Origin of the sequence: Kitasatospora sp. NPDC091207 (assembly GCF_044768625.1) — a bacterium.
In the GTDB taxonomy this organism is placed as follows: Bacteria; Actinomycetota; Actinomycetes; order Streptomycetales; family Streptomycetaceae; genus Kitasatospora.
The window spans coordinates 756482-777339 of sequence record NZ_JBIVVS010000001.1 but is presented as its reverse complement, the minus strand read 5'-3'; the positions used below and the strand labels follow the sequence as shown (position 1 = coordinate 777339).

The 20858-nt window shown below is 73.5% G+C and carries 19 protein-coding genes; 3 read left to right on the top strand and 16 right to left on the bottom strand.

Translation table 11 applies throughout. The features are described 5' to 3' along the window. Positions 1-43: 43 nt before the first annotated feature. The 8 genes from ACIQTO_RS03505 to ACIQTO_RS03470 form a co-directional block, all read right to left on the bottom strand. Positions 44-2068 (bottom strand): NADH-quinone oxidoreductase subunit L, encoded by a 2025-nt coding sequence (locus ACIQTO_RS03505; protein ID WP_402382258.1) that lies wholly within the window; start codon positions 2066-2068, stop codon positions 44-46. Then, positions 2065-2436, bottom strand: coding sequence for an NADH-quinone oxidoreductase subunit NuoK (gene nuoK, locus ACIQTO_RS03500; RefSeq protein ID WP_402382255.1), 372 nt, complete (start codon positions 2434-2436; stop codon positions 2065-2067). Before nuoK ends, ACIQTO_RS03505 begins: the two co-directional genes overlap by 4 nt. Next, entirely contained in the window at positions 2436-3134 is a 699-nt protein-coding gene (locus ACIQTO_RS03495) for an NADH-quinone oxidoreductase subunit J (RefSeq protein WP_402382253.1), read from the bottom strand. Before ACIQTO_RS03495 ends, nuoK begins: the two co-directional genes overlap by 1 nt. Further along, the gene (locus ACIQTO_RS03490; RefSeq protein ID WP_402382252.1) at positions 3131-3682 is read right to left on the bottom strand and encodes a NuoI/complex I 23 kDa subunit family protein; all 552 of its coding nucleotides are present in this window, start codon (positions 3680-3682) and stop codon (positions 3131-3133) included. Before ACIQTO_RS03490 ends, ACIQTO_RS03495 begins: the two co-directional genes overlap by 4 nt. A gap of 73 nt (positions 3683-3755) precedes the next feature. After that, a complete protein-coding gene (gene nuoH, locus ACIQTO_RS03485; protein ID WP_402382738.1) occupies positions 3756-4709 on the bottom strand; it encodes an NADH-quinone oxidoreductase subunit NuoH in 954 nt (317 codons plus the stop codon). 2 nt (positions 4710-4711) lie between these two features. After that, positions 4712-5896 (bottom strand): NADH-quinone oxidoreductase subunit C, encoded by a 1185-nt coding sequence (locus ACIQTO_RS03480; protein ID WP_402382249.1) that lies wholly within the window; start codon positions 5894-5896, stop codon positions 4712-4714. Beyond that, positions 5893-6537: an NADH-quinone oxidoreductase subunit B gene (locus ACIQTO_RS03475; protein ID WP_402382247.1), complete on the bottom strand. Its 645-nt coding sequence runs from the start codon at positions 6535-6537 to the stop codon at positions 5893-5895. The genes ACIQTO_RS03480 and ACIQTO_RS03475 overlap by 4 nt, the downstream gene beginning before the upstream one ends. Next, positions 6528-6944, bottom strand: coding sequence for an NADH-quinone oxidoreductase subunit A (locus tag ACIQTO_RS03470; protein ID WP_380571722.1), 417 nt, complete (start codon positions 6942-6944; stop codon positions 6528-6530). Before ACIQTO_RS03470 ends, ACIQTO_RS03475 begins: the two co-directional genes overlap by 10 nt. A gap of 308 nt (positions 6945-7252) precedes the next feature. On the opposite strand from ACIQTO_RS03470, the gene ACIQTO_RS03465 reads away from it, so the two are divergent. Then, on the top strand, positions 7253-8476 hold the full coding sequence (locus tag ACIQTO_RS03465) for a sensor histidine kinase (RefSeq protein ID WP_402382244.1): 1224 nt from the start codon (positions 7253-7255) through the stop codon (positions 8474-8476). Positions 8477-8654: 178 nt separating this feature from the next. Here ACIQTO_RS03465 and ACIQTO_RS03460 read toward each other — a convergent pair whose 3' ends face one another. Further along, complete coding sequence (locus ACIQTO_RS03460) at positions 8655-9803, bottom strand: S1C family serine protease (RefSeq protein ID WP_402382241.1); 1149 nt, start codon at positions 9801-9803, stop codon at positions 8655-8657. Between the two features lie 208 nt (positions 9804-10011). On the opposite strand from ACIQTO_RS03460, the gene galE reads away from it, so the two are divergent. After that, positions 10012-11013, top strand: a complete 1002-nt coding sequence (gene galE, locus ACIQTO_RS03455) for a UDP-glucose 4-epimerase GalE (protein ID WP_402382238.1) — start codon at positions 10012-10014, stop codon at positions 11011-11013. Positions 11014-11044: 31 nt separating this feature from the next. On the opposite strand, the gene ACIQTO_RS03450 is transcribed toward galE, so the two are convergent. Continuing rightward, positions 11045-13456, bottom strand: coding sequence for a serine/threonine-protein kinase (locus ACIQTO_RS03450; protein WP_402382235.1), 2412 nt, complete (start codon positions 13454-13456; stop codon positions 11045-11047). Between the two features lie 449 nt (positions 13457-13905). On the opposite strand from ACIQTO_RS03450, the gene ACIQTO_RS03445 reads away from it, so the two are divergent. Continuing rightward, a complete protein-coding gene (locus ACIQTO_RS03445) occupies positions 13906-14553 on the top strand; it encodes a TetR family transcriptional regulator (RefSeq protein ID WP_380571712.1) in 648 nt (215 codons plus the stop codon). Between the two features lie 291 nt (positions 14554-14844). Here ACIQTO_RS03445 and ACIQTO_RS03440 read toward each other — a convergent pair whose 3' ends face one another. The 6 genes from ACIQTO_RS03440 to ACIQTO_RS03415 all read right to left on the bottom strand — a co-directional run bounded on the left by ACIQTO_RS03440 (position 14845) and on the right by ACIQTO_RS03415 (position 20808). Beyond that, complete coding sequence (locus tag ACIQTO_RS03440) at positions 14845-15789, bottom strand: beta-ketoacyl-ACP synthase III (protein ID WP_380571710.1); 945 nt, start codon at positions 15787-15789, stop codon at positions 14845-14847. A gap of 118 nt (positions 15790-15907) precedes the next feature. Further along, a complete protein-coding gene (locus tag ACIQTO_RS03435) occupies positions 15908-17233 on the bottom strand; it encodes a L,D-transpeptidase family protein (RefSeq protein WP_402382232.1) in 1326 nt (441 codons plus the stop codon). A gap of 125 nt (positions 17234-17358) precedes the next feature. Then, positions 17359-18522, bottom strand: coding sequence for an aminofutalosine synthase MqnE (gene mqnE / locus ACIQTO_RS03430; RefSeq protein ID WP_402382230.1), 1164 nt, complete (start codon positions 18520-18522; stop codon positions 17359-17361). A 62-nt stretch (positions 18523-18584) separates the two neighbouring features. Beyond that, entirely contained in the window at positions 18585-19547 is a 963-nt protein-coding gene (locus ACIQTO_RS03425) for a threonine/serine dehydratase (RefSeq protein WP_402382228.1), read from the bottom strand. Between the two features lie 4 nt (positions 19548-19551). Continuing rightward, a complete protein-coding gene (locus ACIQTO_RS03420; RefSeq protein WP_329488232.1) occupies positions 19552-20013 on the bottom strand; it encodes an Lrp/AsnC family transcriptional regulator in 462 nt (153 codons plus the stop codon). Between the two features lie 141 nt (positions 20014-20154). Further along, positions 20155-20808 (bottom strand): UbiX family flavin prenyltransferase, encoded by a 654-nt coding sequence (locus ACIQTO_RS03415; RefSeq protein ID WP_402382225.1) that lies wholly within the window; start codon positions 20806-20808, stop codon positions 20155-20157. Positions 20809-20858: the final 50 nt, after the last annotated feature.

Below are 20858 nucleotides of genomic sequence, written 5' to 3'. Positions count from 1 at the left end.
TGGGCGGCGGTTCTGCTGGTTCAACCGGTTCTGGTCCATCCGGCTACACCGCCACCAGGACGGCCAGCAGGACGGCACCGGCCAGCAGCGCGCTGAGGTAGGTCTGCGCGTTGCCGGTCTGTGCGAGCCGGACGACCCGGCCGAGCAGCTGGGCCCCGGTCCCGGCGCCCCGCACATACGTCTCGACGACCTCCCGGTCGAGGAAGCGGACCAGTCGCGCGGCGGCGGTCACCGGTCGGACGAAGACCGCGCTGTAGAGCCGGTCGACACCGAAACCGTGCCGGGCCGGGCCGAACAGCGGGCCGAGCAGCGTGCGCCCGGGGTCGGCGACGACCACCTCGGCGGCCGGCGCGCCGGCCTGCTCGGGCACCCTGCCCTCCGCTGCCGGGGCCGGCCGGCCGGCGCCGAGCCGCGCGGTGGCGGAGCGCCAGGCCCCGTAGGCCAGCAGCGCGCCGACCACGGCGAGGCCGGTGCCGGTCACGGCGGTGACGGCCGAGGGCCGCAGCGAGCCGCCGTCCAGCAGCGCGGGCAGCCAGTCCGAGCGCAGGCTGGTCACGCCGAAGGCCATGGTCGGGATCGCCAGCACCCAGAGCGGCCAGCGCATCGCGGGCGGCTCGGCGGTGGCCGGGTCGGCCTCGTCCGGCTCGGGCGAGTAGGGCGCGCCGGCCTCGTGGTCCGGCAGCGCGGCGGCACCGGCGACGGCCGGGCTGTGGAACGCCACCAGGAACAGCCGCGCCGCGTACGCCGCGGTGAGCAGGGCGGTGAGCGCGGCCGAGATCAGCACGATCCAGCCGGCCGCCTGCGGCACCGCCGAGGCGGGGCCGACGCCGTTGGTCAGCGCCTCGCCGTTGGCGGCGTGCTCGGCGGCGGTCAGCACCGCCTCCTTGCTGAAGAAGCCGGAGAACGGCGGCAGCCCGATCAGGGCGACGAGCGCGATGCCCATCGTCCAGTAGGCGTCCGGCACCCGCTTGCGCAGCCCCGGCATCCGGGACATCGCGGAGATCGAGTTGGTGTGCGCGGCGTGGATCACCACACCGGCCGCGAGGAACAGCAGCGCCTTGAACGCGCCGTGGCTGACCAGGTGGAAGACGGAGGCCTCGCGGTCCCCGGCGGCCAGCGCACCGGCCATGTAGCCGAGCTGTCCGACGGTCGAGTAGGCGAGCACCCGCTTGAGGTCGTCCTGGGCGAGCGCGCAGAGCGCCGAGCCGATCATCGTCACGGCGGCCATCACCGCGAGCGCCACCAGCGCCGCGCCGGAGAGCAGGAAGACCGGCAGCAGCCGGGCCACCAGGTAGATGCCCGCCGCGACCATGGTGGCGGCGTGGATCAGCGCGGAGACCGGCGTCGGACCGGCCATCGCGTCCGGGAGCCAGGTGTGCAGCGGGAACTGCGCGCTCTTGCCGGCCACGCCGGCCAGCAGCAGCAGCGCGATCAGCGTCGGGTGGCCGAGCCGCCCGTCGGTGGCGGCGGACAGGACGTCCGGGACGCGGAAGCTGCCGGCGTCGGCACCCAGCAGGAAGATGCCGAACAGGAACGGCACGTCGCCGAGCTTGGTGACCAGGAAGGCCTTCAGCGAGGCCGACCGGGCGTCGGCGCTCTCCCAGTGGTGGCCGATCAGGAAGTACGAGCAGATGCCCATGACCTCCCAGCCGACCAGCAGCACGATCAGGTCGCCCGAGTAGACGACCAGGAACATCGCCGCCGTGAACAACGAGACCAGCGCCGCGTACGAGGGGTAGCGCGGGTCTTCCTCGAGGTAGGCGGTCGAGTAGACCTGCACACAGGTGGCGACCAGGCCGACCAGCACGGAGATCAGCGAGCTGTAGCCGTCCAGGTAGAAGCCGAGCGTGATGTCCGGTCCGCCGGTCGGGGTGAGCCGGGTGAAGCTCTCCAGCACCTGGCCGGTGCCCAGCTGGAGGGCGACGACCAGGGCGAGCACGGCCGAGACGGCGACCGGCACGATCGCCAGCGGCCGGGCCAGGCCCGGGGCGCGCTTGCCGACGGCCAGCGTGGCGGCCGCCCCGAGCGCGGGCAGCACGGGGACGAGGGTGGGCAGGGCGAGGTTCATGCGGCGGCCTGGCCCTTCAGTGCCTCGGCACCGGCCGGCGCCTCCTCGGCGGCGGACTCGGCGGGATCACCGAGCGCGGTGGCCCGGTCGATGTCCGCGGTGCCCCGGGCCCGGAAGAGCAGCAGGACGATCGCGAGTCCGAGACCGATCTCGGCGGCGGCGATGGTGATGGTGAACAGGGTGAGCGCCTGGCCGGCGTGCAGGGAGTCCCGCAGCCAGGCGTCGAAGGCGACCAGGTTGAGGTTGACGGCGTTGAGCATCAGCTCGACGGACATCAGGACCAGGACGACGTTGCGCCGGGCGAGCACGCCGTACACACCGACGCTGAACAGCAGCGCGGCGAGCACGACGGGGTAGGCGAGATGCATCAGCTCTCCTCCGCCGAGGTCGTCGAAGCGGGAGCGACGGGGGCCGCCGGGGCCTTCGGCGCGGTGGCGGCGACCGTCCCGTTGGAGCCCACCGGCCGGCCCGCGCGCAGCTTGCCGGCCCGGGGCGACGGCACCCGCCGCCCGGCCCCGCGGGACAGCACGATCGCGCCGACCAGGGCGGCCAGCAGCAGCACCGAGAGCGCCTCGAAGGGCAGCACCCACGTCCGGAACAGGCTGGTGCCGGTCGCCCGCGCCGAGCCACCGCCCGCGCCGAGGTCGATCCAGGAAGTCCGGAAGGCGTCCACGACCAGCGTCACCAAGGTCCCGGCCGAGGCCAGCGCCACCACCAGGGCGACCCAGCGGTTGCCCGAGTCGGCGTCCGGCGAGCGCCCGATCGGCGCCCGGGTGAGCATCAGCCCGAACAGCACCAGGACGACCACCGAGCCTAGGTAGATCAGCACCTGCACCCAGGCGATGAACTCGGCGGTGAGCAGCAGGAACTCCACCGCCAGCCCGCCGAGCGCGACCACCAGCCAGAGCGCGGCGTGCACCAGTTGCTTGGTGGTGACGGCCACCACGGCCGACCCCAGCACGGCGACACCGACCAGCAGGAAGACGATCTCCACCCCGGTCGGGGAGAGGAACGAACGGGCGGCCGGGTCCAGCGACCCGGCCGCGGTCAGCAGGGCGGCACTCATCGCGGGTCACCCTCCTCCGGCGCCGCCGCGGCGGCGGCCAGCTTGTCCGCGGCCTTGCGCGCGGTGGCGATCTCCTTCGGCTCCTCGGCCGCCGGGTCCAGCGCCGGCGGCGCCGGCACGGTCCACATCCACTCGCGGAGCTTGTCCCGCTCGTGGGTCAGCTCCAGGATGTCGGTCTCCGCGTACTCGAACTCCGGGGACCAGAACAACGCGTCGAACGGGCACACCTCGATGCAGATCCCGCAGTACATGCAGAGCGAGAAGTCGATCGCGAACCGGTCCAGCACGTTGCGGGTGCGGGCGCGGGCGTTCGGATCGGCGGCCGGCAGCGTCTCCTTGTGGGAGTCGATGTAGATGCACCAGTCCGGGCACTCGCGGGCGCAGAGCATGCAGACCGTGCAGTTCTCCTCCAGCAGCGCGATCACGCCGCGCGAGCGCGGCGGCAGCGCGGGCTGCACCTCGGGGTACTGCGCGGTGACGGTCTTCTTCGTCATCGTCCGCAGGGTGACGGCCAGGCCCTTCGCCAGGCCGGAGCCGGGGAAGCTCATACGCCCGCCTCGCTTCGCTCGGCAGGGGCGTTCACCCGTGCGCGCCGTTCGGTGATGGGCACGCTTCGCGCGCTCAAGAGATCGCCACCTTGATGATGCCGGTGAGGGCGAGCTGGACGAGGGCGAGCGGGATCAGCACGAGCCACGCGAAGCGCATCAGCTGGTCCTCGCGCAGCCGCGGGTAGGTGACCCGCAGCCAGATCACCACGAAGGCCAGCGCGAAGGTCTTCAGGATCGTCCAGAGCCAGCCGAGCTGGTCCGGCAGCGGGCCGTGCCAGCCGCCCAGGAAGAGCACCGCGGTCAGCCCCGAGACCACCAGGATCCCGACGTACTCGGAGAGCAGGAAGAGCGCGAAGCGCAGCCCGGTGTACTCGGTGTACGCGCCGAAGATGATCTCCGAGTCGGCCACCGGCATGTCGAACGGCGGGCGCTGCAGCTCGGCCAGGCCGGCCGTGAAGAAGACGAAGGCGCCGATGATCTGCCACGGGATCCAGTACCACTGCCAGGCGTCCAGGATCCCCGGCAGCGAGAGCGTCCCGGCCGCCATCGCCACGGAGGCGGCGGCGAGCACCATCGGCAGCTCGTAGGACATCAGCTGCGCGGCCGTGCGCAGACCGCCGAGCAGCGAGAACTTGTTCGCCGAGGCCCAGCCGGCCATCAGCTTGCCGATCACGCCGACGCCCATCACGGCCAGCACGAAGAACAGTCCGGCGTCGACCGCCTGGCCGACGAAGCCGTCCGGCCCGATCGGGATGGCGAGCAGCACGAACAGGTAGGGCAGCAGCGAGACGGCGGGCGCCAGCTGGAAGATCCTCCGGTCCGCCCCGGCCGGGACGATGTCCTCCTTCTGCGCGAACTTCACGCCGTCGGCGACGAGCTGCGCCCAGCCGTGGAAGCCGCCGGCGTACATCGGGCCGAGCCGGCCCTGCATGTGCGCCATCACCTTGTGCTCGGTCTGGCCGATGACCAGGGGGAAGGTGAGGAAGACGACCAGCGTGGCGACGCAGCGCAGCAGCGTGTCGAGCAGGTTCACGTGCTGTCTCCGTCCTGGTCGGCCGGTCCGGCCGACGTCTCCTTCGCCTCGTCCCGCGCGTCCTTCGGCGCTGCCGCCCCGCCCGGGGCGGCGGCCTCCTCGGGGGCGCCGGCGCCCGCGGCCTCCTCCGGCCGGTCGGCACCCTCGGGGGCACCGCCCTCGGGGGCACCGCCCTCGCCGGCCCCGGGTCCGCTCTCCGGTCCGCGCGCGGGCACCGGCGCGTGCCAGGGGGCGTCCGCGGACTGTGTCCGGGCCGGCGCGGCCCGCTCGGTCTTCGGCTCGTCGGTCTTCGGCTCGTCGGAGGCCTCGGCGGACGCCTGGCTCGCCGAACCGTCCGTGACCGACCTGGTCCGCCGCGGCCGGTCCACCCGCACCGGCGGAGTCACCGGCGCGTCCCCGGCCACCTCGGCGGAGGCCTCGGCGGCCGCTCCCCCGGCAGCGGCCGCGCTCTCCGCCGTCTGGCTCGCCGAGCCGGCGTCGACCGACCTGGTCCGCCGCGGCCGGTCCGCCCGGACGGCGGGCCCGCCCTCGGCCGCCGCGGCACCCGCCCGGGGCGTCCGGGCCGCCGCGCCGGCCGCCCGCGCACCACGCGCGGGCCGCTCGGCCACCGGCGGCAGGGTGCCCTTGAGCGGGCCCCACTCGTTCGGGTCCGGTACCCCGGGCGGCTGCATCTTGCGCCGCGCCGGCCCGTCGCCGTGGTCCGACTCGCCCGGCTCCTTGGCGCCGGGCCAGGCCTTGGCGACCCGGGCCGCGAGGACGAACTCCTTGCGCAGCGGGTGCCCCTCGAAGCCGTCCGGCAGCAGCAGGGTGGCCAGGTAGGGGTGCCCGGGGAAGTCGATGCCGAACATCTCGTGCGTCTCGCGCTCGTGCCACCCGGCGCCCGCGTACACCTCGACGGCGGTCGGCAGGGCGGCCGCGTCCCGCGCCACCTTGGTGCGCAGCACCAGGTGCCGCACCCCGGGGGCGTCCGCGGCGGCCAGGTGGGCGACCACCGAGAAGCCCTCGGCCAGCTCGTCGACGGCGCTCAGCCAGTCGAAGAACCGCAGGCCCAGCACGTCCCGGGCCGCGGTGAGCGCCTCGACCCAGTGCTCGGCGGGCACGTCGACGGTGACCAGCCCGTACGCCTCGGCGCCGGTGGCCCACTCGCCGACCGACGCCGCGTCCTGCTCGGCGGTGCTCATGAGACGCCTCCTTCGGCCGGACCGGGCCCGGCCACCAGCGGGCGGCGCAGCGCGCTCGCGGGCGCCGCGTACCGGTCGGGCAGCGACTCGGCGGCGATCTTCTCCTGGAGCTTGAGGATGCCCTGGAGCAGTGCCTCCGGCCGGGGCGGGCAGCCGGGCACGTAGACGTCGACCGGGATGATCTGGTCGACGCCCTTGGTGACGGAGTAGGAGTCCCAGTAGGGACCGCCGGAGTTGGAGCAGGCGCCGAAGGAGATGACGTACTTCGGCTCGGGCATCTGCTCGTAGAGGCGCTTCACGGCGGGCGCCATCTTGTCGGTCACCGTCCCCGAGACGATCATCAGATCGGCCTGCCGGGGGCCGGGCGCGAACGGGATCACACCCATCCGGATGAAGTCGTGCTTGGCCATGGAGGCGGCGATGAACTCGATCGCACAGCAGGCCAGGCCGAAGTTGAAGCACCAGAGGCTGTAGCGGCGGCCCCAGTTGAGCACGACCTTGACCGGGTCCGGCGCGAGCCGGGCCAGCGGGCCGAGACCGCTCCGCTCGACGGCCGCACCGGGGCGCGACGGGTCCGGCAGACCGAGCGGGACCGGGCCCGCGGCGTCGTGCGCGTGCGAGTGGTGGGGGGTCACGTCCATTCCAGAACGCCCTTCTTCCAGGCGTAGAGCAGCCCGACCGCGAGGAAGCCGATGAAGACGAACATCTCGATCAGCGTTCCGGCGCCGTATCCGGCGGAGGCGAAGACGGTCGCCCACGGGAACAGGTAGATCGCGTCGACCGCGAAGATCACGTACAGGAAGGCGTAGACGTAGTAGCGGACCTGGGTGTGCGCCCAGTCCTCCCCCACCGGGTCCACGCCGCACTCGTAGGCGAGGAGTTTCTCCGGCGAGTACACCACCGGCCGCAGCAGGCGGTTGGCGGTGAACGCCACGGCGACGAAGAGCACGCCGACGACGGCGAGCAGGCCCATCGCGGCGTACGCGTCGAAGTAGCCGCTGCCGACCGCCGGGTCGGCCGCGACGGCAGCTGCCGGCTGCCCCTCCATGCCCCTCGCCTCCACCTCGTCCGTGAGAACCGCCCTCGGGGCCGTTCTACGACGTCTCTTTACACGGTCATAACCATCGCCAATGCGTGAGTCTAAGTGCACGGCCGTGGAGTGCCGCATCCCGCCCGATCCGCAAGACAGCCGATGGACAACCCGCGGACGGCCCCCGGACACCCCGGCACCCGAGCGCCGTCGCCCCGGGGTGGGGATAACCCCCGGCCGGGGAGACGTATCACCCCCATGGCCCCGCCCGCCCCTCACCAGGGAAGCTTGGACCACCAGCTCGACCCGAGGGACGGTAGATCCACATGAAGCCTCTGCACCGCCGCGCCGCGGATGCCATCAAGGAGCAGGACGCGCGCACGGAACGCGCCCCGCTGTACGGCGCGCGGATGTGGCGGCAGGCCGGGCAGCTGATGCTCAATCTGCCGCTCGGCATCGCGGGGTTCGTCTTCACCGTCGCGCTGCTCTCGATCGGCCTGGCGCTCTCCGTCACGGTGATCGGCCTGCCGCTGCTGGCGGCCGGGCTGGCCGGCTGCCGGGGCCTCGGCCGGTTCGCCCGCCGGCGGGCCCGCTCGGTGCTGGGTTCCGAGGTGCGCGAGCCGGAGCCGGTGCGCAGGCTGCGGCCGGGTATCACCGGCTACGCGATCTCCTACCTCACCGACCCGCTGAGCTGGCGCTCGGCCCTCTACAACGTGCTGATGCTGCCCTGGGGCCTGCTGAGCTTCGCGGTGACGCTGATCTGCGTGATCATCGGCTGGCCGGTGCTGCCCTGGGTGGTCCGCTTCCAGGCGGCGATCGACCGGATGCTGGTGGAGACCCTGCTCTACCCGGGCGCGCTCTCCGAGCGGGTGCGCGAGCTGGAGGACGACCGCGGCACGGTGGTCGACACCGCCGCCGCCGACCTGCGCCGGATCGAACGCGACCTGCACGACGGCGCGCAGGCCCGGCTGGTGGCGCTGGCGATGGACCTCGGCATGGCCAAGGAGCGGCTGAACGAGACCGAGACGCCCGAGGACGTGGCGGCCGCGGCGAGGATGGTCGGCGCCGCGCACGGCGAGGTGAAGCTGGCCCTGCAGGAGCTGCGCGACCTGGCCCGGGGCATCCACCCGGCGGTGCTCACCGACCGGGGGCTGGACGCCGCGCTCTCCGCGGTGGCCGCCCGCTGCACGGTGCCGGACGGGGTGAAGGTGCACGTCGAGTTGACGGCTGCGGACGGCACGGCGGAGCGCCCGGACTCGGCGGTCGAGGGCATCGCCTACTTCACCGTCAGCGAGCTGCTGACCAACATCTCGAAACACGCCGGCGCCCGCTCCGCCACGGTGGACGCCTGGCGGGCCGGCGACCAGCTGATGCTGCTGGTACGGGACGACGGCAAGGGCGGCGCGGCCCCCTACCCGGGCAGCGGCCTGGCCGGGCTGGCCGAGCGGATCCGGGCCGTGGACGGGGTGTTCCTGGTGGAGAGCCCGGCCGGCGGGCCGACCACGGTGACCATCGAGCTCCCCTGGCACACCCGCGCCGCCCGCCGCTGACCGGCGGCCCACCGCACCGGCCGCACCGCGCCACCCCCGACGCACCAGCGGGCCGGGACGTCGTCGAGGCAGTTGACGACGTCCCGGCCCGCACCCGTCCGCCGGCCGCCCGTGAACCCTTGCGCGGTGTACGGGCGGCCGCCGCCGGGGGTCCGGGCAGACCAGGGGGTCCGGCGGGCTAGGGGGTTTCCAGGGTGCCGAGGGTGACGTCGGCGGTCTTGCTCTGGCCGTCCCGGGTGTAGGTGACGGTCGTCTTGGTGCCCGGGGTGAGTGAGGCGAGCGCGGTGGTGAGCGAGTTCAGCGAGTCGATGGTCGCGTCGCCGACCTTGGTGATCACGTCGCCGGGCTGGATCCCCGCCCCCGCGGCCGGACCGCCGGCGCTGACGGTCACCACCACCGCCCCGGCCGGCCGGAAGTTCTGGTCGAAGTACGTCCGGGCGCTGATCCCGAGCGCGGCCCGGCCGGAGTTGGTGACCTTGCCGTCCTTGATCAGCTGGTCGGCGATGCCGGTGATGGTGGAGGCCGGGATGGCGAACCCGATACCGGGTGCGGCGGCGCCGTTGGCCTCGGGCTCGGTGGCGGCGAGCGTGTTGATGCCGATCACCTGACTGTCCAGGTTGACCAGCGCGCCGCCGCTGTTGCCCGGGTTGATCGCCGCCGAGGTCTGCACCATGTTGCCGATGGTGGCGCCCGGCGAGCCGCCGCCCTGCGGCTCGGAGACGGTCCGGCCGGTGGCCGAGACGATGCCCTGGGTGACGCTGCTGGACAGGCCCAGCGGGCTGCCCATCGCCAGGGTGATCTGGCCCAGCTCGACCTTGGCGGAGTCCCCGAAGACGGCCGGCTTGAGGCTGCCCGGCGGGTTGCTCAGCCTGATCACCGCGAGGTCGGACTCCGGGTAGGAGGCGACCAGCGTGGCGTCCAGGGCCTTGGTGCTGTTGGCCAGGGTGACGGTGAAGGTGGTGGCACTGCCCACCACGTGCGCGTTGGTGACGACGTCGCCCTTGTCGTCGTAGACGATCCCGGAGCCGAGGCCGGACGCGGTGGTGATCTGCACCACCGAGGGCAGCACGTCGGCGATCACCTTCTGGTAGTCGTCCTGGAGCTGGTTGCCGCTCGCCGGCCGGCTGGACGAGGACGAGGGCGAGGAGGTGCCCGCGGTGGAGGCGGTCGACGAGGAGGAGGACGACCCGCTGCTGCACCCGGCCACCGCCAGCGCGGTCAGCACGGCGAGCGCCCCGGGCGCGAGCAGCCGCCCGCCGGACACCCGGGGTCCGGTCGGACGCGGCCCGGCCGGGAGCGGGCGGGTGGGTTCCTTCTTGCGGTTCACCTGGGCTGCCTCCGGTTCCATCGGCCGTGCGGGGCGATCGGGGTCCGTGCGGCCATCCAGATCCGTGCGGGACCCCCGAGATCCGTGCGGGACCACCGGGCCTCGCGCGGGAGCGCTCGGACCACAGAGATCTTTGTCAGCATTTCACCGATATGTCCGGATCGCCGCCCCGACGCGCCGTCACCGGGGACGGCCTAGGATTCACGCCATGACTTGGTTGCTCACCGGTGGCGCCGGATACATCGGCAGGCACGTGGCGCACCAGCTGGTCGAGGCCGGCGAGCGGGTGGCGGTGCTGGACGACCTCAGTACCGGCGACCGCGCCCGGCTGCCGCACGACGTCACCCTGGTCGAGGGCTCCACCCTGGACCGCGCCGCCCTGGACGGCGCGCTGCGCTCGCACGACGTCCGGGGCGTGCTGCACTTCGCCGCGAAGAAACGGGTCGGCGAGTCGGTGGAGCGGCCGTTCTTCTACTACCGGGAGAACCTCACCGGTCTGCAGAACGTGCTGGAGGCCGTCACCGAGGCCGGGGTGGAGCGCTTCCTCTTCTCCTCCTCGGCCGCCGTCTACGGCATGCCCGACGTCGAGCTGGTCACCGAGGCGGCCCCCTGCGTCCCGATGAACCCCTACGGCGAGACCAAACTGGCCGGTGAGTGGCTGGTGGCCGCGGCCGGCCGGGCCCACGGCATCTCCACCGTCTCGCTGCGCTACTTCAACGTGGCCGGCGCCGCCTCGCCCGAACTCTCCGACGAGGGCGTCTTCAACCTGATCCCGATGGTCTTCGAACGGCTCACCGCCGGCCGCGCCCCGCTGATCTTCGGCGCCGACTACCCCACCCCGGACGGCACCTGCGTCCGCGACTTCATCCACGTCTCCGACATCGCCTCGGCCCATGTGGCGGCCGCCCGGCGACTGGCCGCCGACCCGCCCGGCGAGACCTCGTTGGTCCTCAACATCGGCCGCGGCGAGGGCGTCAGCGTCCAGGAGATGCTGGACGTGATCGGCCGGGTCACCGGCTACGACACCACCGGCGAGGTCGCCCCGCGCCGCGCCGGCGACCCGGCCCGGGTGGTCGCCTCCGCCGAGCTGATCCACCGCGAGCTGGGCTGGACCGCCCGGTACGGGGTGGAGGAGACGGTGGCCTCCGCCTGGGAGGGCTGGTGCGCCCGGCACCCGGGGGCCCGCCGTCCCCCGGCCCGCGGCCGGTAGTACCACCCGCGGACCGCCCCGGCCCGGCCCGTCAGTGCGAGGGCACCGCCGTGCCGTAGAAGGCGTCCAGCGCGTAGACGCAGCGGTCCTTGCTGCCGACGAAGACCCGCCCGCCGACCGCCACCGGCGAGCCCGTCAGCTCGCCCTTGGTGCCGAGTTCCCAGCGCAGCTGACCGCTGGCCAGGTCCAGGGTGTGCAGCGAGTGGTCCCGGCTGCCCAGGTGGACCAGGCCGTCGGCGACCGCCGGGGTGCCGACGATCTCGCCCCGCGCGGTGTAGCGCCAGCGCTCCCGGCCGGTGGCCGCCTCGAACGCGTACAGCACCTCGCCGCTGCCGACCAGCACCATGCCGTCCCTGACGACCACCGGCTCGGCCCCCTGCCGGCTGCCGGTGGCGCCGCGCCAGCGGTCCCGGCCGGTCGCCGCGTCCAGCGCGTAGACCGTGCCGAGGTAGTCGGCGACGTAGACCGCGTCCGCGTCCAGCGCCGGCGGGGTGAAGAGCACCACCGGGGCCTCGAACCGCCAGCGCTCGGCCCCGCTCGCCGCGTCCAGCGCGTACACCCTGGTCCCGGCCGTCACGTACAGCACGCCGGCCCGCTCGGCCGGGCGGGAGGGCACGTCCTCGCCGACCGGGACGGACCAGCGCAGGCCCGCGCCGCGCGGATCGACGCACCGCAGCCGCCCGCCGCCGTAGTAGTACGCGTAGCCGCCCACCAGGGCCGGGCCGGACTGCGGGTTCTCGTAGTCCTGCTGGGCGTCGTCCGCGCGCCACAGCTCGGCGCCGCCGGCCGCCGAGCGCAGCTGCACCCCACCGCCCCGGACGCCGCAGCAGAGCACGCCGTCGGCGGCGTCCAGCGAGTAGACCCAGCCGTCCAGCGAGTGGCGCCAGCGCTCGGTGCCGTCCGCGACGTCCACCGTGTACAGGTGCGGGCCGTCGGCGGCGTGCACCCGGCCGGCGTCCACCGCGAGCGCCCAGGCGACGTCCCGGGTCTTGTAGCGGCGCTGACCGGAGGCGACGTCGAGGGCGTGCACCTCGAAGCTGGAGACGAAGAGCGTGCCGTCGGCGACCACCGGGGTGCCCCAGACGTCGTTGGACATCCGGAACCGCCAGGGACGCCAGCGGGCGGCCTGGACCGGCGGCGGGGTGATCCGGCGGACCCAGTCCGTCTCGGCGGGCGCGGCCCCCGGCCCGGCGGCCTCGGCGCGCGGCCCCGGGCCTATCCGCACCGAGGCCCCGGTCAGCCGCACCTCGGCGGCGCTCTCCCCGGCGACCGGGGCGCGGTGGCGGCGCGGGGCGGAGATCTTCTCGGTGGCGGCCTCGGCGTCCGGCCCGGACGGGCCCGGCGGCAGGGCGTGCACCGGCCCCGGCGCGGGCGGCGCGTACCGCTCGGCGGGGTGCCGGGTGCGCGGGTCGTCCGCGACGGGGCGGTGCGGCGGGAGCGGCTGCGGGGGCTGCTGCTGGTGCGGTACCGGCAGCGGCGGGGCGGAGAGCGGCGGCACGCTCGGACCGGGCACCGGCGGCACCGGGACGGGTGCCGGGGCCGGAGCCGGTACCCGGCGGCCGCGCTTGCGCTCGATCAGCTCCAGCGCGTTGGCCGGCAGCCAGTCCCCCGCCTCGCCCGAGGCGTCGTCCCGGGAGAAGAGGTGCGGGGCCAGCTCGGCCTGGATCTGCGCCGGGGAGGGCCGGTGCTCGGGGGAGGGCCGCATACAGGCGCGGACCAGGTCGACCAGCTCGGCCGGCAGGCCGGAGAGGTCGGGCTGGTCGCGCAGCAGCTGGAACACCGTCTCGACCGGATTGGCGCCCCGGTAGGGCGGGTGGCCGGTGGCGCAGAAGACCAGCAGCGAGCCGAGCGAGAAGACGTCGCTGGCACCGGTGACGCCGCGGCTGTCCCGGGCCTGCTCGGGCGACATGTACGCCGGGGTGCCGACCGCGACGTTGGTCATGGTCAGCCGGGTGCTGGAGACGCCGGCGGCGATCCCGAAGTCGATCACCCGGGGGCCGTCCTCGACCACCAGCACGTTGGAGGGCTTGAGGTCGCGGTGGACCAGCCCGGCGGCGTGGATGGACTGCAGCGCCTCGGCGATGCCGGCCACCAGCCAGCGCACCGCCCCCGCCGGCAGCGGCCCGCACTCGGTGACCAGGTCCTCCAGGGACGGCGCCGGGACGTACGCGGTGGCCAGCCAGGGCACCCGGGCGTCGGCGTCGGCGTCGACCACGGCGGCGGTGTAGAAGCCGCCGACCGTCTTGGCGGCCGCGATCTCCCGGGCGAAACGGACCCGGAACAGCTCGTCCTCGGCCAGCTCCCCCCGGACGGTCTTGATGGCCACTCGCCGGCCGGACGCGGAGCGCGCCAGGTAGACCAGGCCCATCCCGCCCGCGCCGAGCCGCCCCAGCACCTCGAAGGGCCCGATCCGCCTCGGATCGTGCGCCGTCAGCTGGTCCACTCCGCTGCCACCTCCCCGTTTTCCGCACCCGCCGCGGGGTGCCGGACCCGATTCTCCAATGCCGCCCCGGTCAACTCCAACCTCCCCCGCCCAGAGCCTCCTCGGGCTCACCGTCCGGTCAGTGCCGCCACAACGGCCGGATTCTGACGTCCGCTCCGGCTGCGGCTTGCGCACGGCACCACCGCGGCTCTTTCTCACCCCGACCCGGATCCCACCCGGATCCCACCCGGATCCGACCCAAATTCGTCACGCTCTGTCACTCGACCACCCCTCAGCGGAGGGGCCGTCACGCTGTGGGGTCATAAGCACACGGGGGGGCTTCAACAGGGGCCTCCGGAGCGCGATGAATATCCGTCCGAAGTCGTTCACGCCCCTATAGCAACCCCCCGTGCGGAGTAATAGTCGCATCACCGAATCGCGCCAAGATCGTGCCACGGTAAGCTGACGGCATGACAGGACAAGTTCGCACCGTCGACGGTCGCGTCGCCGGGCGACGCGGACAGGAGACGCGGCAGAAGCTGCTCGACTGCCTCCGCGAGATGCTCAGCACGTCGCCCTATCGGGACGTCAAGGTCATCGACGTCGCCCGTATGGCGGGTACCTCCCCCGCGACCTTCTACCAGTACTTCCCGGATGTCGAGGGCGCTGTCCTCGAAATCGCCGAGGAAATGGCCAAGGACTCCGACACCCTCAAAGAGCTGGTGGCCGGAAAGTCCTGGGCAGGGAAGTCCGGCACGGCCACTTCGGAAGAACTGGTCGACGGATTCCTCGCCTTCTGGCGCAAGAACGACGCCATTCTCCGCGTGGTCACGCTGGGTGCTGCCGAAGGGGACAAGCGGTTCTTCAAGATCCGCATGACGGTCCTCAACGCGGTCGCCAAGCCCCTCACGGAGGCCGTCAAGGAGCTCCAGGCGAAGGGTCAGGCCGACAAGTCGCTCGACCCGGCCGCCGTCGCCGGCTCCCTGGTCTCGCTGCTCGCCTCGGCGGCCGAGCACCAGAAGGCGTTCACTTCGTGGGGCGTCAAGGTCAAGGACCTGAAGCCCAACCTCGCTCCCCTGGTGTACCTGGGTGTCACCGGCAAGAAGCCGCCCAAGTAGACCGTTCCCGCCTACCCACCCATCCGCTCCGCGCGCAGCCCCGGCCTCCTGTACCGGGGAACGACGGACGGCGGCCGTGTCCTCGGGGGAGGTCCGCCGACGTGCCGCAGCGCGCCAGACATGCCGGTGGGCGGGCACCCGTTCGGGGTGCCCGCCCACCGGCATGCGCGTGTGAGGGGGTTCCGGACCCTCCGGAAGGCCCCGGGGGCCCGGGGAGGGCCAGGGAGGGCCGGGGAGGGCCAGGGGGCGCCACCGGGGCGCCCAGGGGCCGCTGAAGGCCGCCAGGGACCGCTAGGGGCAGCGGACGACCTGCCCGGCGTACGCCAGACCGCCGCCGAAGCCGAACAGCAGCACCGGGTCACCGGGCGACAGCTCGCCCCGCTCGACCATCTTGGAGAAGGCCAGCGGGATGGAGGCGGCCGAGGTGTTGCCGGACACCACGACGTCCCGGGCGACCACCGCGTCGGGGGCGCCCAGCTTGGCCGCGATCGCGTCGATGATCCGCAGGTTCGCCTGGTGCGGCACGAAGCCCTTGAGCTCGGACGGGTCGATTCCGGCCTTCTCGCAGGTCTGCCGGGCCAGCGGGGCGATCTGCGTGGTGGCCCAGCGGAACACCGACTGGCCCTGCTGACTGATCACCGGATCCCAGCCGGTGATCACCACGGCGTCGCTCTTCTCCGGCTCCGAGCCCCAGACCACCGGGCCGATGCCCGGCTCGGCGCCCTCCTCCTGGGCCTCCACCACCGCGGCGCCGGCGCCGTCGCCGAAGATCACACAGGTGGTCCGGTCGGTCCAGTCGATGGTGTCCGACATCCGCTCCGCGCCGATCACCAGCGCGCGGCGGGCCGCGCCGGCCCGGATCGCGTGGTCGGCGGTGGCCAGCGCGTACGAGAAGCCCGAGCAGACCGTGTTGATGTCGTAGGCGGCGGGCGCCCGCACGCCGAGGCGGGCGGCCACGGCGGCGGCCGTGTTGGGGCTGCGCTCGACCGCGGTACAGGTGGCGACCACGACCAGGTCGATGTCGGCGGCCGAGCGGCCGCTGTTGGCCAGCGCCTTCTGGGCCGCCTCGGTGGCCAGATCGACCAGGCTCTCGCCCTCGGCGATGTGGCGGGTCCGGATCCCCACCCGGCTGCGGATCCACTCGTCGTCGGTGTCGACCAGCACCGCCAGGTCGTCGTTGGTGAGGACCTTGGGGGGCTGGTAGTGGCCGAGTGCCACAATGCGCGAACCGCTCATACAGCCACTCAACCGGGTTACCCGCTGGTCAGCGGGGCGCGACCGGCTACAGGATCCGCCCCCGGAAGCTGTAGGAGGCCGACAAGGACCGTTGCGGCGCCTGGGGAGTGGACGCGGCTCAGACGGCCAGTGAGTCCGAGTCGCCCATCACGATCACCGGGTGGGCGGCCGGGTCCAGGGTGCGGATCAGCTGGGCCATCTTGTCCTCGGGCACCGACACGCAGCCGTGCGTCGGGCCGCCGTGGTCGACGTGGATCCAGATGCCGCCGCCCTTGGTCGAGCCGCTGGGACGGCGCGGGTCGAGCGGGGAGTTGCCGGGCACCCGGTTGTAGTTGATCGCGACCACGTAGTCGAAGGAGCCGGCCAGCGGCTCGCCCGCGAAGCCCCTCCCGGAGACCACGAAGTCGGCGTCCTTGTCGTACGGGAGCCGGCTGCCGGGGTCGGCCTTGCGGCCGCCCGCGTCGGTGAGCGTGAAGACCCCGATCGGGCTGCGCAGGTCGCCCTCGTTGTGGTCGGTCGTCCAGCCCTTGTTGGCGTTGTGCCCCTGCCAGGTCTCGCCGGCCAGCCAGCGGCCCTCGGCGGTACGGGTCCAGAGCGTGACGGCGGTCTTGTTGGCGTCCTTGCCCTGCCCGGAGGCGAGCACGACCTGGGTGGTCTCGGCGGGTATCTGCGCGGTGAAGGTGGCACCCAGGCCCGGTATCGCGGCCACCGAGCCGTCCGGGCGGGCCTCGCTGCGGTCGGCGGCGGGTGCCCCGGTGTGCCGGTCGTTCGCGGCCTGGGCGGCCGGCGCGGCGGCGGCCGGGGAGGGCTGGTCCGGGGCGGAGACGCCTTCCGGACCGGGGCCGTCGGCCCTGGCCTGGCCCGGGCCGGCGTCCTGGCCGACGGTGTACCAGCCCGCGGCGGCCGCGAGCAGCAGCGCGGTACCGGCGGTCACGGCCTTGCCGCCGCGCTTCTTCTTGGGCTTGCGCCGGTGGCCGCGGGCGGCCGCCCGGGACCCGGCCGGGCCGGTCGCGGGCGCCTGGGCCGCGGGCCGGACCGGTACGGCGGCGGGCGGCGCCGGCTCGGCGAGCGGCCGGAACGGCTGGTCGTACGCGTCGTAGCCCTCGGTCCCGGGGTGGCCCTGCGGCGCGTAGACCTCCGGCCGGCTCCCGTGGCCCCGCTGCTCCGGGTGCGCCGGGTAGTCCTGGCCGCCCCGCTGGTCCGGGTGGGCCTGGTGGCCCTGCTGCTCCGGGTAGGCCGGGTAGTAGCCCTGGCCCTGCTGCGCGTAGAGGTCCGAGCCGTCGTGGAACGGCTGGTTCGGGTCGGTACCGGCCGGCGCGGGGGCGTCCCAGCCCTGGTACGACGACTGCTCGTAGACCCCGTAGGACTGCTGCGGCACCTCGTACACCGGCTCGTGCATCGGCTCGTACGGCGGGTACGCGGTGGCGCGATGGGAACCGGACATGGCGCTGATCCTGCCAAACCCGGGGCCGGTTGGGAAACCCGGAACGCTGTGCGGACCCGGTGAAGAGCGCCGCCCCCCGGGCCGGCGGGCGGCCCGGGGGGCGGGAGCGATCGGTCGTGCGCCGGTCAGAGACGCATCGCCTGCGGGGTCTCGCGGCGCGTCAGGTCCGGGCCGTCGTACTCGCGGATGATCTCGTAGCGGGTGTTGCGCTCCACTGGGCGGAAACCGGCGTCCCTGATCAGACCGAGCAGGTCGTCACGGCCGAGCTTGTTCGGGGTGCCGAAGTTGTCCGCGTCGTGGGTGATCTTGTACTCGACCACCGAGCCGTCCATGTCGTCCGCGCCGTGGCTGAGCGCCAGCTGCGCGGTGGTGACACCGTGCATCACCCAGAAGACCTTGACGTGCGGCACGTTGTCGAACAGCAGCCGGGAGACGGCGAAGGTCTTCAGCGCCTCGGCGCCGGTGGCCATCTCGGTGCGCGCCATCAGCTTGTTGCGCACGACGCCGTCCTTGGAGTCGTGGAAGTCGTGCTGGTAGCGCAGCGGGATGAAGACCTGGAAACCGCCGGTCTCGTCCTGCAGCTCGCGCAGCCGCAGCACGTGGTCGACCCGGTGGCGGGGCTCCTCGATGTGGCCGTACAGCATGGTGGACGGCGTCTTGAGGCCCTTGCTGTGGGCGAGGCGGTGGATCCGCGACCAGTCCTCCCAGTGGGTGTCGTGGTCGACGATGTGCTGACGGACCTCCCAGTCGAAGATCTCCGCGCCGCCGCCGGTCAGCGACTCCAGGCCGGCGTCGATCAGCTCGTCCAGGATCTCGTCGGCCGGCAGGCCGCTGATCTTCTCGAACCAGTGGATCTCGGTCGCGGTGAACGCCTTCAGCGAGACGTTCGGCAGGGCCGCCTTCAGCTCCCGCAGCGAACGCGGGTAGTAGCGCCACGGCAGGGTCGGGTGCAGCCCGTTGACGATGTGCAGCTCGGTGAGGGAGTCGACCTCCATCGCCCTGGCCAGGCGGACGGCCTCCTCGATGCGCATCGTGTACGCGTCCTTCTCGCCCGGCTTGCGCTGGAACGAGCAGTACGCGCAGGACGCGTTGCACACATTGGTCATGTTGAGGTGGCGGTTGACGTTGAAGTGAACGACATCGCCGTTCTTCCGCGTCCGCACGTGGTGGGCCAGACCGCCCAGCCAGGCCAGGTCGTCGCTCTCGTAGAGCGCGATCCCGTCCTCGCGGGTCAGCCGCTCACCCGCGTAGACCTTCGCCTCCAGCTCGCGCTTGAGCCCTGCGTCCATGCGGTGCCCCGCCTCCTCCGACTTCGAATCGTTGCCGGAACGAGCGTACGCCTATGCCGCCGTCACGCCGCGAGCAGCTCCGCGAGCAGCGCCGGGTCGATGTTCCCGCCACTGACCACGGCGGCGACCGTCTGGCCGCCGATCTCGGCCGCGCGGTGGAAGTACGCCGCCGGGGCGACCGCGCCGGAGGGCTCCGCGACCAGCCGGCCGCGGCGGGCCAGCAGGGCCACCGTGGCGCGGATCTCGTCCTCCGTGACGGTGACGATGTCGTCGACGTACGCGGTGAGGTGCTGGAAGGGCAGCGCACCGACGGAGGGGGTGCGCAGCCCGTCCGCGATGGTCCGGTAGGTGTCGGCGACCGGCCAGGACAGCCGCTCGCCGGCCCGCAGGCTGGCCTGCGCGTCGGCGGCCAGCTCGGGCTCGACCCCGACCACCCGGATGCCCGGGCGGGTGAGCTTGAGCGCGGCCGCCGTCCCGGCGATCAGGCCGCCGCCGCTGACCGGCACCAGGACGGTGTCCAGCTCGGCCGGGGCGTCCTCGGCGATCTCCAGGCCGACCGTGCCCTGGCCCGCGATGATGAACGGGTCGTCGTAGGGCGGTACCCAGACGTAGCCGTGCCGCTCGGCCAGCTCGGCGGGCACGGTGTCCCGCTCCTCCGGCGTGACCAGCAGGACCTCGGCGCCGAACGCGCGGGTGCCGTCGACCTTGACCGCCGGCGAGGTGTCCGGCATCACGATCACGGCCTTGATCCCGAGCAGTCCGGCCGCGTAGGCCACCGCCTGGGCGTGGTTGCCGCTGGACTGGGCGACCACGCCGCGGGCCCGCTCCCGGTCGCTGAGCGCGGCGAGGCGGTTGTAGGCACCGCGGGTCTTGAAGGCGCCGGTCGGCTGGAGGTTCTCCGGCTTGAGCCAGAGCCGGCGTTCGCCGTCGCCCGCCCAGGGGGCGGGGACCAGCGGGGTGCGCACCGCCACCCCGGCGATCCGCTGCCGGGCCGCGCGCAGCTCCTCCAGACCGACCAGTGCCATCGTGTTACTCGCCTTCGACCATCGGGAGTTCGCTCACCCGGTTCTCCCACTTCGTGGAGAGTACGACGGTCGTGCGGGTCCGGGCCACGCCTTTCGTGCCGGAGATCCGCTTGACCACCGATTCCAGGCCTTCCACGTCGGAGACCCGGACCTTGAGCATGTACGAGTCGTCACCGGCGATGAACCAGCAGTCCTCGACCTCGCCGAGGTCCTTCAGCCGGAACGCGACGTCCTCGTGGTCGGCCGCGTCGGTGAGCTGAAGGCCGATCAGGGCTGTGACGCCGAAGCCGAGCGAGGCCGGATTGACCGTCGCGCGGTAGCCGGTGATGACCCCGGCCTGCTCCAGGCGGTTGATCCGGTCCGTGACGCTCGGGCCGGAGAGGCCCACCAGTCGGCCCAGCTCGGCGTAGGAGGCGCGGCCGTTCTCCCGGAGCGCCTGGATGAGCTGTCTGTCCACCGTGTCCATATACCGTCCGCGTCCTTCCGAACCTCACCAGACCCACAGATCATTATCCGGATTCAAAGGCGCCATGCGCGGAACAACCCGGATATCGCAGAGAAGATACTCTCCTGCCCCCGGTCGCCCCACTCCCCCCGTCTCCCGCCGTCACCCGCCCTGCCCGGCCGGGCGGGCTGCCGCGCCCAACTCGCCCTCCCAGCGGCGGTACAGCGTGTGCGGAACGCCGACGGCGTCCAGGACCCGGCCGGCCACGAAATCGACCAGTTCGCGGACGGTGGAGCCGCCGGCGTAGAAACCGGGCGAGGCGGGGAGCACCACGGCGCCCTGCGCGTCCAGCTCGACCAGGTGCTTCAGCGTCACCCCGTTGAGCGGCGCCTCGCGGACGCAGACCACCAGCGGCCGGCGCTCCTTGAGGGTGACGCTGGCGGCCCGCTGGAGCAGGTCCTTGCTCAGGCCGAGCGCGATCCCGGCCACCGCGCCGGTGGTCGCGGGGACGACCAGCATGCCCTTGGCCGGGTACGAGCCGCTGGACGGCCCGGCCGCGAAGTCGCCGGCCGACCAGTGGCGGACGTCGTCGAGACCGTCCTCGCCGCCCAGCCAGGCGGCGAGGTCGGCGCGCCAGTGCGCGTCCCGGAAGGAGATGCCGGTCTCGTCCAGGATGGTGAGCCGGGCGGCCCGGCTCACCACCAGGTCCACCGACTCCCCGGCCGCGAGCAGCGCCCGGATCACGGAGGCGGCGTACGGCGTACCGGACGCGCCCGAGACCCCGACCACCCACGGCTGACGCTTTTCTGTTCCCATGGCCCCCTTTCTATACGGCGGCCCCCGGGGCGGGCCCATCGGCGTTCACC